The organism is Parashewanella spongiae (genome assembly GCF_004358345.1).
GTDB lineage: Bacteria > Pseudomonadota > Gammaproteobacteria > Enterobacterales > Shewanellaceae > Parashewanella > Parashewanella spongiae.
On sequence record NZ_CP037952.1, the window covers coordinates 108,585 to 123,041 of the forward strand.

The 14,457-nt window shown below is 42.0% G+C and carries 17 protein-coding genes and 1 riboswitch; of the genes, 3 read left to right on the forward strand and 14 right to left on the reverse strand.

Features of this window, described 5'->3' with window-relative positions; translation table 11 throughout:
* Positions 1-2: 2 nt before the first annotated feature.
* The 11 genes from E2I05_RS00435 to moaA all read right to left on the reverse strand — a co-directional run bounded on the left by E2I05_RS00435 (position 3) and on the right by moaA (position 8,101).
* Positions 3-1,259 (reverse strand): sensor histidine kinase, encoded by a 1,257-nt coding sequence (locus E2I05_RS00435; protein ID WP_121853255.1) that lies wholly within the window; start codon positions 1,257-1,259, stop codon positions 3-5.
* Between the two features lie 49 nt (positions 1,260-1,308).
* Positions 1,309-1,986, reverse strand: coding sequence for a response regulator transcription factor (locus tag E2I05_RS00440; RefSeq protein ID WP_121853242.1), 678 nt, complete (start codon positions 1,984-1,986; stop codon positions 1,309-1,311).
* 8 nt (positions 1,987-1,994) lie between these two features.
* Positions 1,995-2,513, reverse strand: coding sequence for a hypothetical protein (locus E2I05_RS00445; RefSeq protein WP_121853241.1), 519 nt, complete (start codon positions 2,511-2,513; stop codon positions 1,995-1,997).
* A 250-nt stretch (positions 2,514-2,763) separates the two neighbouring features.
* Positions 2,764-3,858: an ABC transporter ATP-binding protein gene (locus E2I05_RS00450; RefSeq protein ID WP_121853240.1), complete on the reverse strand. Its 1,095-nt coding sequence runs from the start codon at positions 3,856-3,858 to the stop codon at positions 2,764-2,766.
* Positions 3,845-4,519 carry a molybdate ABC transporter permease subunit gene (modB, locus tag E2I05_RS00455; RefSeq protein WP_121853239.1) on the reverse strand — a complete coding sequence of 225 codons (675 nt, stop codon included), beginning with the start codon at positions 4,517-4,519 and terminating at the stop codon, positions 3,845-3,847. The genes E2I05_RS00450 and modB overlap by 14 nt, the downstream gene beginning before the upstream one ends.
* A 30-nt stretch (positions 4,520-4,549) precedes the next feature.
* Positions 4,550-5,341: a molybdate ABC transporter substrate-binding protein gene (modA, locus tag E2I05_RS00460; protein WP_121853238.1), complete on the reverse strand. Its 792-nt coding sequence runs from the start codon at positions 5,339-5,341 to the stop codon at positions 4,550-4,552.
* A gap of 1 nt (position 5,342) precedes the next feature.
* A complete protein-coding gene (moaE, locus tag E2I05_RS00465; RefSeq protein WP_121853237.1) occupies positions 5,343-5,810 on the reverse strand; it encodes a molybdopterin synthase catalytic subunit MoaE in 468 nt (155 codons plus the stop codon).
* A gap of 3 nt (positions 5,811-5,813) precedes the next feature.
* Positions 5,814-6,065: a molybdopterin synthase sulfur carrier subunit gene (gene moaD / locus E2I05_RS00470; protein ID WP_121853236.1), complete on the reverse strand. Its 252-nt coding sequence runs from the start codon at positions 6,063-6,065 to the stop codon at positions 5,814-5,816.
* Positions 6,062-6,565 carry a cyclic pyranopterin monophosphate synthase MoaC gene (gene moaC, locus E2I05_RS00475; RefSeq protein WP_121853235.1) on the reverse strand — a complete coding sequence of 168 codons (504 nt, stop codon included), beginning with the start codon at positions 6,563-6,565 and terminating at the stop codon, positions 6,062-6,064. The genes moaD and moaC overlap by 4 nt, the downstream gene beginning before the upstream one ends.
* Positions 6,562-7,095, reverse strand: coding sequence for a molybdenum cofactor biosynthesis protein B (moaB, locus tag E2I05_RS00480; protein WP_121853234.1), 534 nt, complete (start codon positions 7,093-7,095; stop codon positions 6,562-6,564). Before moaB ends, moaC begins: the two co-directional genes overlap by 4 nt.
* 25 nt (positions 7,096-7,120) lie before the next feature.
* Positions 7,121-8,101, reverse strand: coding sequence for a GTP 3',8-cyclase MoaA (gene moaA, locus E2I05_RS00485; RefSeq protein ID WP_121853233.1), 981 nt, complete (start codon positions 8,099-8,101; stop codon positions 7,121-7,123).
* A riboswitch (molybdenum cofactor riboswitch) is annotated at positions 8,089-8,243 on the reverse strand. It overlaps the preceding gene by 13 nt.
* A gap of 267 nt (positions 8,244-8,510) precedes the next feature.
* Here moaA and E2I05_RS00490 point away from each other — a divergent pair.
* The 3 genes from E2I05_RS00490 (at position 8,511) to E2I05_RS00500 (ending at position 11,542) form a co-directional block, all read left to right on the forward strand.
* Positions 8,511-10,160 carry an electron transfer flavoprotein-ubiquinone oxidoreductase gene (locus E2I05_RS00490; protein ID WP_121853232.1) on the forward strand — a complete coding sequence of 550 codons (1,650 nt, stop codon included), beginning with the start codon at positions 8,511-8,513 and terminating at the stop codon, positions 10,158-10,160.
* Positions 10,161-10,301: 141 nt separating this feature from the next.
* The gene (locus E2I05_RS00495; RefSeq protein WP_121853231.1) at positions 10,302-10,838 is read left to right on the forward strand and encodes an RNA methyltransferase; all 537 of its coding nucleotides are present in this window, start codon (positions 10,302-10,304) and stop codon (positions 10,836-10,838) included.
* A 482-nt stretch (positions 10,839-11,320) separates the two neighbouring features.
* The gene (locus E2I05_RS00500) at positions 11,321-11,542 is read left to right on the forward strand and encodes a DUF2375 family protein (RefSeq protein WP_121853230.1); all 222 of its coding nucleotides are present in this window, start codon (positions 11,321-11,323) and stop codon (positions 11,540-11,542) included.
* 298 nt (positions 11,543-11,840) lie between these two features.
* On the opposite strand, the gene E2I05_RS00505 is transcribed toward E2I05_RS00500, so the two are convergent.
* The 3 genes from E2I05_RS00505 to E2I05_RS00515 all read right to left on the reverse strand — a co-directional run bounded on the left by E2I05_RS00505 (position 11,841) and on the right by E2I05_RS00515 (position 14,352).
* Positions 11,841-12,311 (reverse strand): MarR family winged helix-turn-helix transcriptional regulator, encoded by a 471-nt coding sequence (locus E2I05_RS00505; protein WP_121853229.1) that lies wholly within the window; start codon positions 12,309-12,311, stop codon positions 11,841-11,843.
* 80 nt (positions 12,312-12,391) lie between these two features.
* Positions 12,392-13,093: a TorF family putative porin gene (locus tag E2I05_RS00510; protein WP_121853228.1), complete on the reverse strand. Its 702-nt coding sequence runs from the start codon at positions 13,091-13,093 to the stop codon at positions 12,392-12,394.
* Between the two features lie 41 nt (positions 13,094-13,134).
* Positions 13,135-14,352, reverse strand: a complete 1,218-nt coding sequence (locus tag E2I05_RS00515; protein ID WP_121853227.1) for a BCCT family transporter — start codon at positions 14,350-14,352, stop codon at positions 13,135-13,137.
* Positions 14,353-14,457 lie beyond the last annotated feature (105 nt).

The following is a 14,457-nucleotide window of genomic DNA, read 5'->3' on the forward strand; positions in this document are numbered from 1 at the left end:
ACTCAAAACTCAATAGTGACCATGAGCCCTGGACAGTTGTTTGATAAGTGAATGCTGGCATTGTGACGGGTAATGATGGCTTTTACCATAGATAAACCCAAACCTGTGCCTTGATGATGTCGGCTTGGATCTAGCCGAACTAATCTGTCGAAAACTTTTTCTTTGCAGTTATCTGGAATACCTGGGCCATTATCAATAATGTCAATGCGATTGTTGTTTTGACGAATTTCAATAATGGCATTTTCGCCTGAGTATTTAATGGCGTTATCAACAAGGTTAAAGAACGCTTGAAATAACAGATGCTTGTCGCCTTGGGTGGTAAAGTCCTGTCCGAGATTGAGGATCAAAGTTTGTTTATTAACCTCAGCCAAGGCTTCTGCCATATCTCGAAGATCATAACACATGTTATGCATGCTAAGGGGTTGACGCTCCAAGGTTTGTTGACCTTCTTCAATACGAGTTAATGACAGCATAGCATTGAAGGTGCTCAAGCAGTGATCTAACTCCTCTAGCAAATTTGCACAATGCTCTGGAAGATTTTCGGCTGGTTGATTTATCAGCTGCTCAATTCCAATGCGCAAATGAGAGAGTGGGGTGCGTAAATCATGTGCAATATTGTCTGTGATCCCTCTTATGGCAGTGAGGTTTTTTTCAAGAGTGTCGAGTACTTTGTTAAATTGATTAGCGAGAATGTCGAACTCATCGTTGCGCCAACTGACGGGGAGCCTTGTATCATAGTGGCCATGTTCAATTTGCTCACTTAGGCGATTATAGTGAACTAAACGTCTTAAAATCGCTTTGGAAAATAAATAACCGAGCGCTAAAGCGAAGACAATGGTTAGCATAACTGCGGTCGCAGATGCACTGACAAATTTATCGATTAAAGCAGCAAAATGATCCGTGCGGCTGGAAATCAACACCGGTCCATAACGGGTTTCGACTAGCCCACCAGTCAGGATATGTAATTTATCAGGTCCTGCGGTGAGTATTGGAAAGTCTTTGGTTTTCGGCAGGTAAGGCATGTCATCGGGCATAAAACTTAACGCCCCAATCACTTCATCGCCATTTTGCCACGCAACCAAGGCTGACTTTGAGTCAGCGGCTCTGATCTGCATTACAAAATTTCGCCGACTAACGGATTTTGCCAACAACTGATATCGTTGTACTTCAGCTTGCAGGTTTTGGGTTACTTGGTATCGTTGTTCAATGATAAGTTGTTGATATAAGGCAAACAACAAAGCACCTATTATCAAGGTCACTAGCACTGAAAACACGATAGTAATACGCCAAGCACTGCTTTGGTAAGGATTAATTCCTTTGGCGTAACCGATAACCTGCACCTCTCACTGTCTCAATCAATTCACCATGACCGAGCTCTTCAAACTTACGTCTAAGTTTGGCGATGTGTACATCAATGACATTTGTACGTGGGTCAAAGTGATAATCCCACACTGCTTCAAAAAGCAATGTACGGCTGATCACTTGATTGACATGCTCCATTAAGTATTTCAGAAGCTGAAACTCTTTAGGCTGCAACAAAATTTCATTACCATCTAAAGTGACATTTCGAGTTAATAATTCCATTTCCAACGCGCCCGCTCGAAGGTGGGTCTGCATCGGCTGTGTATGGCCACGCTGCATAAGCTTTTCACAGCGCACCAACAATTCTGAAAACGCAAAAGGTTTGGTCATGTAATCATCGCCACCTGCACGTAATCCTTTGACGCGTTCGTCAACATGACTCAGTGCTGATAACAGCATTACGGGAGTTTGATTGCCTGTGGCTCTCACAGCAGCCAGCAATTTTAATCCACCTAAGCTTGGTAACATACGATCAAGAATGATCAAATCATATTGATTGCTTGTTCCAAGTAATAATCCTTGATGACCGTCTGTTGCGGTTTCAATATTGTGACCCTGTTCGTTAAATCCTTTAACGATATAGTCCAGCGTCGTAGCATCATCTTCAACTAATAAGACTTTCATATGACTCCTTAGTACCACTTCAATAATGGTAATGGGCGCAGTTTTTCTACATCAAATGCTAATCGATATTGTCCATTATTATCGATAAGCTTTAATTCAAGATAGCTAATGCCCAAATCATGATCCAGTTCTGCGCGCAATAAATGTACAGAATTATTTTTAATTGCGAGTTCAACAAGCTCAGAAAAAGACAGATTGTTCTTAAAAATGAACTCAATAGCAGCTATTTTTGAACCTTGGTTGGGAGTGTATAAAGACACGTTTTGCTTGATAAGTTGGCCATCGAGCGCACGGTATTCTAGTTGAGTTATGGTGTTGGTCGTTGGATTGATAAGACTGAATAAATATCTGACATCATTTTCTTGAATGTCGATAGCAAAATTTGAAATTATGCCTGATTGGGTTTTTTCTACTATACGCATCGTTTCCATGGGATCTTGAAACGGACTGCCCGTTATTTGAGAAAGGGTCGTGGGTGTCGAAAACACAATACCACTATAAAGTAATAAGCTAAGCAGCCAGCGCATTAACTACTCCCCCCAGAATCAGATTATTGTTATCAAACAATGCTCATAGAAACAACAGGAGCCAGCTGTCATTGAGCATTACTATTTACACTTAAGATTTCGAGCTTAATCATACAGATTCCTATAGGCAGTCATACTCTTTGAATAGTCTCAGTCTAACTAAACAAGGTTTAAATCCCTATGTCGATAAGATTAAGCTTTGATCATCTTAATAAAAAGCTATTAAATTAGTTGGTTACTGTGTAATTAGTCATTCAAATTCAGTGATTAATCGAATTTCTGTTGCTGGAATGCTTACATAAATCGAAGATGATGATGCGGTAGAAGGAAGTTTACGGTTTATTTCTAGCCTTAACGCTGTAGGTGTTCCTGCGATGAAACCAAGGATCTGAGTGCGATTATGTAACTCGTAGCTAGAGATTAATTGCAGCTCAAAATGAGTGTGGTTGCTTTCTACTTCGTCAAGATGTCGATGAATATTGGCATCGTGAGGCAATAAACACATTACCGTATCACCAATAGTTCGAGGTAAAATATCGGCGGTACATACCGTGGAGCCAGCCAATGAAAACCAAGTTAATTGCTGGCTGACATTGTGATCCGTCACCGTAACCGGAAAGATATTATTGATACCTAACTGTCTCGCTACTGCAATTGATTTTGGAGATTGAAGCAGTTCACTGACTGTACCTTGCTGTACGGTTTTACCTGCATCAACAATGAGAATATTATCTGCCAGCAGCATGGCTTCCTGATGGTTGTGAGTAACCATGACAACGGGACAACGGATTTCAGACTTAAGTTTGAGCAACGCAATATGGAGCATTTCTCTGGTTTGGTTATCTACCGCAGAAAATGGTTCATCAAGCAGCAGTACCGAAGGTTCACGAGCGAGTGCTCGTGCTAATGCCACTCGCTGTCGCTGTCCACCAGATAATTGATTTGGGCGCTTATGTTTCTGTGGTAATAAGTCAACCAAGTGTAACCATTTGTTGGCTTGCCGTTGACGATCTGATTTAGGCAGATGTTTTAATCCAATAAGAATATTGTCAATTGTCGATAAATGCTCAAATAAACCAAAGTGTTGAGGCACATAACCAATATGCCGTTGTTGAGGGGAGAGATGAATCGCTGAATTGATATTGCTCCATTGCTTTCCTCCGACAGAAATTATTCCAGATACCGGTTTAATTAGTCCAGCTAAGGTTTTCAGTAATGTTGACTTCCCTGCACCTGAAGGCCCCAATACGGCAAGAATATCGCCAGCCTTGCAATGTAAGTCAGCGGTTAATGAAATTGGGGATTGAATGTTAATCGAGCAATGTAAACCATTATCTTCTGTCATGCTGCACGCCCATTTTTCTTGCGAAGTGACTACTGATCGCTAAGGTAGATACCGCAAAAATTAATAATACAAAGGACATTCGTCCAGCAGATTGAAAGTCAAAGGCTTGTACACTGTCGTATATGGCAATGGATAAGGTTTTGGTTTCGCCCTCAATATTTCCGCCAATCATTAAGACGACGCCAAACTCACCGAGAACGTGTGAAAAACACAGGACGATGGCCGTTACTATGCCCGGCCAAACGAGTGGGAGTTCCACTTTTAGTAAGCTTTCCCAGAAAGTTAACCCACAACAGGCGGAAGCATCACGAACATCCTCAGGGATGGATTCAAACGCACGTTGAATGGGTTGCAAGGCAAATGGGATATTGATCAGCAGCGAAGCCAGCACTAAACCTGAAAAATGAAACACTAATGGCTGCCCTGTTAGGCTTTGTAGTGTCTGTCCTAACCAGCTTTGCTGACCCAAACCGACCAATAAATAATAACCAATAACAGTCGGAGGAAGGATGAGGGGCGTCATCAATAGTGCTTCTAACCAATGTTTACCGGCGAAATTTCGAAAGGCGAGTACTCTGGCAGTAATGATGGCTAATGGGATCAGCAAAATTGTCGTCACCAGACTTAATTTGATGGACAATAATAACGCTTGCCAATCCATAGAGCTCCTTACATAAAATAATTTATCGATTTAATCTTGGCGAGGTAAATCAAAACCGTATTGAACAAAGATGTCTCGCGCCGTATCAGATTGTAAGTACTGAAAAAAGTGTTTCGCTGTGGCTCCAGCTGTTGAGGTCAACACCATAGACTGCAACAAAGGCTGATGTAACCCTTGGTCTATGATAGAAAACTCACCATGCTCGTGAAATGCTGGTGCTTTAACCAGTGAAAGAGCCACAATGCCACCTTGAGCTGAATTTGATAACGCAAATTGCGCGGCTTGGGCGACATTTTCACCATAAATTAATTTATTTTCAATTGGTTTCCACAATTGCTGCTGGATAAGTGCATCTTTAGCCCGTAGTCCGTAAGGCGCGTGAGCGGGGGTTGCGATGGCAAATCGAGCGATCTGGTTATTGGTTAATGCTTGTGAAAGCCCTTGTAATTTAGCGTCAAGAAGCAGGTTTGAGTCACGGGATTTAATGATGGCTAAGCGGCCAATGGCATAAACAACGAGGCGGCCTTGAGTTTTTTCGGCTTCCTCGAGCAAAAGAGGGTAATGACTGTCAGCACTGATGAATATTTCAAAAGGGGCACCATTCAGAATTTGTTGAGTTAATTGGCCAGATGAGCCATAACTTGGCCTTATGGTTAAGTGAGTCTCTTGAGTAAATTGCTGTGCAATGGCATGTAAAGCAAAACGAACGTTGGCGGCCGCAGCGATAGCTGGTGAATCTGCGGCGTAAGTCGGTATTGACAATAGGTTTAAGCCAAGCAATAAAGATAAAACTAAAGAACGTAATATAAAAAGCCATTGCATGTTATTGCCACTGCTCAGCCGTTTTGGTGTCACTGTCTCTGGCATCGACCCATTTTTCACCTTCTAGGGTAGATTCTAGTTTCCAAAAAGGCGCTTTTGTTTTTAAAAAATCTATGAGGAACTCACAAGCATTGAATGCTGCTTGCCGGTGCATACTGGTGACACCAATGAAGACAATCTGTTCACCTAGCGCCATAGTGCCAACACGGTGAATAATTGTGACATGATTGATCGGCCAGCGGTGACGTGAATCAGCCACTAAATCATTCAGTACTTTTTCGGTCATGCCTGGGTAGTGCTCTAAACTGAGATCCGTGACAACCGAGCCATCATTAAAATCGCGTACCTTGCCAATAAAGGTGACGACGGCGCCATCGGTCTGATCTTGGTTGAGCTTTTCATACTCGTCAGCAAGGCTGAAATCGTTTTGTTGTACGCGTACGGTCGTTGAGCAGCTTGTGTTTAGCATCGATTAACCACCGGTTACTGGAGGAAAAAAAGCGATTTCGTCGCCATCACTGATTACCATATCCCACGGACAAAGTTCTTGATTAATCGCGACTAACAATTTATCTGATGCCATCACCTTTGCCCATTTATCATTCTTTCTTGCAAGATGTTCGCGCAAAGTGTCGGCATTGTGTATCTCGGCCGATGGTTCAACGCTGAGTTTTGAGCATCCTAATAATTCTCGAACTTGAGCAAAAAAAAGTACGTTTATCATTGGCTCCCCTTGTTAGCATTTTCTTTTGCGATAAAGTGACCCGATTTACCGCCTTGTTTTTCTAATAATTTTACTTGGCTGATGATCATGTCTTTTTGTACCGCTTTACACATATCGTAAATGGTTAACGCCGCAACAGATGCAGCCGTAAGTGCTTCCATCTCAACACCCGTTTTACCAGTAAGCTTACACAGCGAAGTAATACGGACTCGATTGTGTTCAAGCTCTGGGATCAAGTCAACTTCAACTTTGGTTAACATTAATGGATGACATAAAGGGATCAAATCAGCGGTTTTTTTTGCGGCCATGATCCCAGCAATTCGCGCTGTAGCGAACACATCACCTTTATGATGTTCGCCAGATAAAATAAGCGCCAAAGTGTCAGCGGACATGTCAATACAGGATTCTGCCCGTGCTATTCGCTCGGTGATGGTCTTATCGCCAACATCAACCATGTGGGCTTCGCCCGCCGCATTTAAATGGGATAAAGGATGGTTCATTTATGGTTCTCAGTTCGTTGAGTCAGATGGCCGACAAAATTACACGGACGGTGGCGAGCATCAAGTTGCTCAGAAATTATTTTTTCCCAGCCTAGCTTACAAGCACCTGGTGAACCGGGTATACAAAAAATTGCAGTCTGATTGGCCAGTCCTGCGATGGCACGTGATTGCACGCTCGACGTACCGATATCTTCAAAGCTTAAATGGCGAAATAGCTCACCAAAGCCCTCCATATTGCGATCAAACAATGGTGCCACGGCGATAGGTGTGGAATCGTGCTGAGTAAAGCCGGTTCCACCATTGATGATGACAGCATGAATACTGTCATCGGCAATCCATTGAGATACCTGAGCTCTTATCTGATATCGGTTGTCATTTATGATCATGTGATCGGCCAATAAATGGCCTGCAGCCGTTAACGCATCAGCCAAATAGTGACCTGAAGTGTCTGACTCTAGGGTATGCCTATCAGATACTGTCATTACGGCAATCGTTAAAGGCATAAACTCTTTAGTGGTACATTTTGCCATTGTTGTTCTCGTTGTTTATTGTGTCTTAGCCACCAATAGAAGCTAAATGCTGAGTAACACCTGTGATGCCTTGATGCAATTCATGGGTGGATTTTTTCTGATGCAGCTGTTGATGTAAGCGTTCAATCAATTCGGCTTGCTGTGCGTCATGCTGTAACAAATCACGTAAATCAATGCCGGACTCGGTGAACAAACATAGATGCAGTTTACCCGTTGCTGAAACCCTAAGGCGATTACAAGTCGCACAAAAGTTTTTAGAGTAGGGCATGATTAACCCGAAACGGCCTTGATAGTCAGGGTGACAGAAATTTTGTGCGGGCCCATCGGTGGCACTTGGCATTTGCCTTAACCAGCCTTCAGCCATGAGTCGTGCTTTAATGGTCTCACCGCTTAAATGATGCTTTGAAAAATATTCGTGGCCGAGCCCAGTTTCCATTAACTCAATAAAACGTACATCGATTGGACGCTGTTTTAACCATTGGATAAATTTTGGTAAATCAGTGTCATTGAGATCTTTAAGTAGCACTGCATTAATTTTAATGCGTTCAAAACCCGCATCCAGCGCAGCGTCAATTCCACGCATGACTTCGTGAAATTTATTTTCACCAGTAATTTGCTGAAACTGCTTGGGATCAAGGCTATCCATAGAAACATTAATGCGTCTAAGTCCAGCATCAAACCAGCCTTTGGCGTTTTTTTCGAGGCGATATCCATTGGTTGTGGTTGCAATGGTATGAATACTACCAACATCTTTTACGGCATGAATGATATCGATAAAATCTTTTCGTAACGTAGGTTCTCCGCCAGTAATACGGATTTTTTGGGTACCTACTTTGGCAAAAGCTTGAATTAACCGTCTAATTTCATCGAGTGCCAAAAATTGCGGTTTACCGTTAGGGCGGTAACCGTCGGGGAGGCAATAACTGCATTTAAAATTACAAACATCAGTCACTGACAGCCGTAAGTAATTAAACTCACGACCAAAATCATCTACTAATTGAGACATGATCACCTTTCCAAGTGCGGGAGGTGAAATCATTTCTGATGTCACCCTGGTGGCCTTATTGCCACGGCCAGTTATCCCTATTTTTAGCTATCACATAGCTGACACGAAACGTAGGATAAAAGGCTCGGAGAACCGTCGAAAAAAGATTATAAATAAATCAGTACCGTGGTGATAGTCAAACCGTGCAAAAACTTGCGCTGGGTCAAGAGGGCGTTAAGTATTTGTGACATTACTCATTAAATTAATGGCTTCGAATTTTATTAATTTATCGTTTCTGTTTTGGGTGTTTACGGCTTTTGGGGTATTGTGGCTTTATGCACAATAAAACACTCGAGTTTGCTGGTTATGACTATCTTTTAAAGAGTACTTAATCAGTAACAAACGGGGACAGCAGACAAAAGGTGAGAAGATGGAACGCGAATCAATGGAATTCGATGTGATGATAGTAGGAGCGGGCCCCGCTGGTCTTGCTACTGCATGTCGGTTAATGCAAATTGCTCAAAAAACAGAACAAGAAATCACAGTTTGTGTGGTTGAAAAAGGTTCTGAAGTGGGTGCTCACATACTTTCTGGCGCAGTTTTTGAGCCTAAAGTGCTGGGTGAGTTGTTTGGTGACTGGAAAGAACGACAAGCGCCATTGAATACGGCAGTGACAGACGATGAAATTTATCTATTAAATTCATCCGATACTGGTCGCTTAATGCCAAACGCCTTTGTGCCTAAAACAATGCATAACGATGGTAATTACATTATTAGTGTCGGTAACTTAAGTCGTTGGTTGGCGGCCCAAGCTGAAGAGCTTGGTGTAGAAATATTCCCAGGTTTTGCCGCCAGTGAAATTTTATATCACGATGATAACAGCGTGAAAGGTATACTCATTGGCGATATGGGGCTGGATGTTGATGGTCAACAGAAAGACAGCTATATGCCGGGCATGGAATTACATGCTAAATACACAGTATTTTCTGAAGGATGCCGCGGTCATTTAGGCAAGCAGTTGATCAATCAATTCAAATTGGATAACGGTAAAACGCCCCAGCATTACGGCTTAGGGTTCAAAGAAATTTGGAAAGTGCCTGCAGAGCAGCATCAGCAAGGCAAAGTTGTGCATACTGGTGGTTGGCCGTTAACCGAAGGGGCATCGGGTGGTGGTTTCTTGTATCACATGGAAGACAACCAAGTGGTGGTTGGATTGATTGTTGATTTGAACTATCAAAACCCGCATTTAAGCCCATTTGATGAATTCCAACGTTATAAAACACATCCGGTGATCGCTAAATATTTACAAGGCGGTGAACGGATCAGCTATGGTGCCCGAGCGATAGCGAAGGGTGGTTTAAATTCATTACCTAAAATGAGCTTCCCCGGTGGTTTGCTGGTGGGGTGTGATGCAGGCACATTAAATTTTGCCAAAATTAAAGGCACTCACACGGCCATGAAAAGTGGCATGTTAGCGGCTGAAACCATTGCTGAAGCATTGATTGCTGGCGTGGAAGGCGGCAAAGACCTTGACTGTTTCCAAAAGCGATTTGAAGAAAGTTGGCTGTACCCAGAATTACGTAGTTCACGCAATTTTGGCCCCGCATTACATAAATTTGGTACCTTACTTGGTGGTGCGTTTAACTATATCGATCAAAATTGGTTTGGGGGGAACTTCCCCATTACTTTGCGTGATGAAAAGCCTGATTATGCCCAAATGGCAGAAACGTCAGCCTACAAAGTCATTGAATACCCAAAACCCGATGGCAAATTAACCTTCGATAAGTTGTCTTCAGTTTATTTGTCCAATACTTTTCATGAAGAAGATCAGCCTTGTCATTTACATCTTAAAGATAAAAATATTCCTATTCAGGTTAATTTAACCAAGTTTGATGAACCGGCTCAGCGTTATTGTCCTGCAGGTGTGTACGAAGTGGTTGAAGAGGCTGGCGAGAAGAAGTTTGTCATCAATGGTCAAAACTGTATTCACTGTAAAACCTGTGATATTAAAGATCCAAGCCAAAATATTACTTGGATCACTCCAGAGGGAGGTGGCGGCCCGAATTATCCGAATATGTAATTTGGGCTAATCTTGGTTCATTAAAACGCACGTAAAGTGCGTTTTTTTATGGTAAATAAAAATCCCTTGAAGCTATTTGAGGAATTGTAGATAGTAGCGGCCAACTAACCTCATAGTAAATCGAGTCGACAGAGCTTACCCATGACTAAAAACTACGTCAGCATAGGATTACAAAACCCAAAAACACCAGTAAATGTCAATGGCATCATGCGAGCCAGTGGTTGCTACCAAGTTGATGCTGTGTGGTATACCGGCAGACGCTATGAACTTGCTGCACGTTCAGGGGAGGCGCAGTATCAAGTGGATACCAAAAAGGCCGCACAGCGGATCCCACTGAATAAAGTAGAAACCTTACTGTCTGCTGTGCCTGAAGGAACAAAAATTGTCTGTGTCGATTTGGTAGAAGGCGCGATTCCTCTGCCAGAATTTGATCATCCAGAAAACGCTTTTTACGTGTTTGGACCCGAGGATGGCACAGTGGAGCAAGATCTCATTGATAAAGCTGACGCTGTCGTTTATGTCCCGACGGTTGGCTGCATGAACTTAGCGGCTTCGGTCAATGTGTTGCTTTACGACCGATTAGCCAAAAGTGTTCAAAAAGGACAGCAAGCTGATTTTATGGGTGATCAGCTGATCCGCCGCAGTCGAGATAATAATAATCGGATGAAAGTTAGGTAATTGGTATTAATACTATCTTCTATTGGTTAATTGTTTTAATCTAAATAAAAATGCTTCTTGGTTGTATTTAAGTTGGAAGTCGTTCTGCAATCTAGAGGTAATACCAATTACAGTAATTAAATGCTCAACTCAGAGCTATGTATGTGCTCAAAGTGCAATCGAAATTGATGAAGGCATAGTTGTTACCGATATACACAGCTGTCGTTATTACATTGCTACGTCAAGACAATTTTGAGAAGCATTCTTTATAACCAAAGTGAGCACTTACAAGCTCCCGAGGAGCAAGGCTAAAGGTTTCCATTACTGCGTTACAAGCACTTGAATTATCCCGACAAAAGCACGAAGTGCGTTGAACGCCAGCTTTGTATGGCGGCCGTAGGGAATATAGTACTTCGAGCTTGTGTCTTAAACCCTTTAGCTCTTGCTGAGTGAGAGATTAATTACTGTAATTGGTATAAGGCAAGTATTGGTATCACAAATGGATGAGTGAGAAATACATGACGGATAAAATAACAATAACCGTGCTTTATTACGATGCACCAATCAGTTTGACCATCAAAACCGAAGTATTGACCAACATTACTCAAACTAAAGATAAGCGAATTGTGTTACCACATGACTATAAAAAAGCAAAAGTGATAGTGGCAGTATTTGAAGGTGATTGCCAAATGCTCAACTTTTTGGGCGAACGAGCGATCCATTAACCTAGAAACATCTGTTGACTGCGTTCACTAGCGTAGAAAAAATGGCTGATAGTAAGACGTAGTTTGCAGCAAGTAGTTGTTCTACTTGCAAAAGTTACAACGCAGATAGCAGTCATTTTAGCAAGCTTGTGAGCGTAGAGCACTGGTGAAAAACATGATAATAAAATCATCGTATTGCTCAAACAGTTACTCGTATACTCAGCGTTCAATTGATGTTTTTAGGATTAACCATAAATAAATCTCAGAAAGGAGGTAGAAAGCTATCTCCTTTACCATCACATCAGCGAAGTCACTGGAATTAGCTGATTTCTTCGCCGACGAGTAATACTGGAGCTGCGTCCAGTTCTTCAGCATCCATCATGGAAGCGATTCGTTCTACGGCAAACAACAATTGGCTTTGTTCCCAACTTTCTAAATTCTGATAACGCTTTATAAAATGCTCTTGCAATGGTTTCGGTGAATTTGTGAGCAAAGCCTTACCTGCATCACTTAATGATAAATGCACTTTTCTTTTGTCTTGTTGACTGCGAGTGCGGATAACAATATTACGGCTTTCTAAGCGGTCAATAATCGTGGTGACAGTTGCAGGACTAAGATTGATGTCTTGTGCAATTTGTTTGGCTAAAGGTGCCGTTAATTTATTAATGGTCTGGATGACCAGTAATTGCGGAGCGGTGAGTCCTGATTGTTTATTTAAGCGACGAGAATGGATATCAATGGCACGTGTAACGCGGCGTAGTGATATCAATAGTTCTTCGTATTTTTCCATAAACGTCTCAACAAAAGGTTAGTTAAAAAAGGCAGAGCGGTTTTGGCCCATTCTGCCTGATGATAAAATTAATGCATTATTTAAAATGCAAAAGTACGTGCCACAGATAATACAACTCGTGCATCACCTTCATCAACATTCATATTGGTGTCTTCGACAGAAATATCAAAATCAAAGTTATTAACGCTGGTTAAATAAGCAAGGCGTACATTGTTATAAGCTTTTGCGCCTTCCCAAGCCCACTTTGTTTCGTCTTGTGACATTGAACGAGAAAAACTCAAACGTAGGCTGTGGCCTTCAGAAACTTCAACAGTATGTGCGGCTAGTGCAACAACATGTGATGTATCGAAACCAAAGTAATCCCACGCGTAAGCGACTCTTAGCTCAGATTGGCCGACTGAAGATGCTATATCCAGTTGTGTATATACTTCTGCATAGTTAAGGTCAGAAGAGGTGTCACCACCGTGATAGCTGTAATAGGAAATACCAGTATCTAAACCTAAATTATCATTCAGTTGGAAGTATTTACCCACATAGGCATCCCACTCAAGATCGCTACCGCCGCCAGCAAAATCGACATTAGATGCAAAAGTGCCAACGTACCAGCCATTGTCCCAACCGTAATCTAAGCTGGCTTGTAATGCGGGCTTTTCTTCTGTTTGGCTGTAACCGTTATAACTGTAATCCGATACAGCTATAACGGTTGAGCTTGCACCCGCTACCGCTAGGCTAGGTAAGGTCAGTGCCGCAAGTGTTCCTAAGACTAGTATTGTTTTTTTCATTCTATTTATTCCATTGATCGTTATTATTTTAATATTCATTGTTACTTAGCGTGTACTAGCTTCGAGAAGTCGAGTTGGTTCGCTGACGGTGAGCTTTCGATGGCGTTTACTTCATTAAATTTATATCGCAGGATATAAACAAAACAGGCTACAAGTAGACCAATGGCGAGTGCACCGACCCATTGAATTTGTAAGAAGTCCAATTTGAATAATAATGTTAGCCCTGAAAGCAGTACGAGATTACCGATAAAGTACTTGGTTTTCCCAAAGCGTTTTACAGTAAGGTTCAAGTTATCGGTGTACAGACGGATGAGTGAATCGAGTGAATTGATCACAAAAGTGACACCCACGACAACCATGGCGAGGTTGTACAAGCCAGTCGTATCGATACCATTTGAGCTGAAGTAGTACAGAATGGTGAACCAAATCGCGATGGGTATAGACGGGTAAACCATCATCGCAATCAAGACTTGATAGGCTTTCATACCACCCACAAATCGAGAGGTGAACTGACCGATCATAATGCTCCACGCAAACCACCAAAATAAGTAAAATTCGTGGTAATCATTCAGTGGCAACACAAAGTGATGGAGATTGCTAAAGTAGCCACCCAGCAGGCTAAAAGTCTGTGCAAATTCACCGAGGCTGTTTTCTGCTGGTAAAAAAGCACCTGCCCACATGATAGCGATTAAACCAAGGAATAACCAAGTGCTGGCAAGGCTCAAATATCGGACATAGCGTAAGCTGGTGCTTGAATAGACAGCAATAGCAATCACGGCTAAAACAATTAAATAAAAGCTACCAACTATCGTTTCACCGTCACCTATTTCGGGTAAATACCAAGGTAAGTTTGATAACAATAAATAAGCGGTAAACGCACAAGTACCAATGATAACAAGGTTATTGATGAACTTGACGATACCAATTTCAAAAAACTTGACTCTTGGCTCTATGACACAAAAATAAAAACAAGTTAAAAAGTAGAAGCCCCAGATTAAAAATGCCCAAAAACCAAACTCAATGGCGAGTGGGTTGGTAAATCCATACTCAGGGCTGGTGGCGACATCCGCATATCCTGCAAATTCAGTTAGTGGGAACATAATCAAGCCCACATCTAAGCCAGATGTAAATAGAATCGCGATGAATGTATAGGTGCGTGCAGGTGTAACGCCGACGCATTTCACATTGCCCCATCGGTAAATGATGAAGGCGATACTCAAAATCGTGAATAAAATACCGAAGGTAAGTAAAGAGGTCATCATAGGCCTCCAGTTATTGTTGTAGTAATGTTCATACAGTGCTCTTATTTATGAAAAAAAATGCACAAGGTGTTGGGTGTCATTCGACGAATGAGCAACCATATC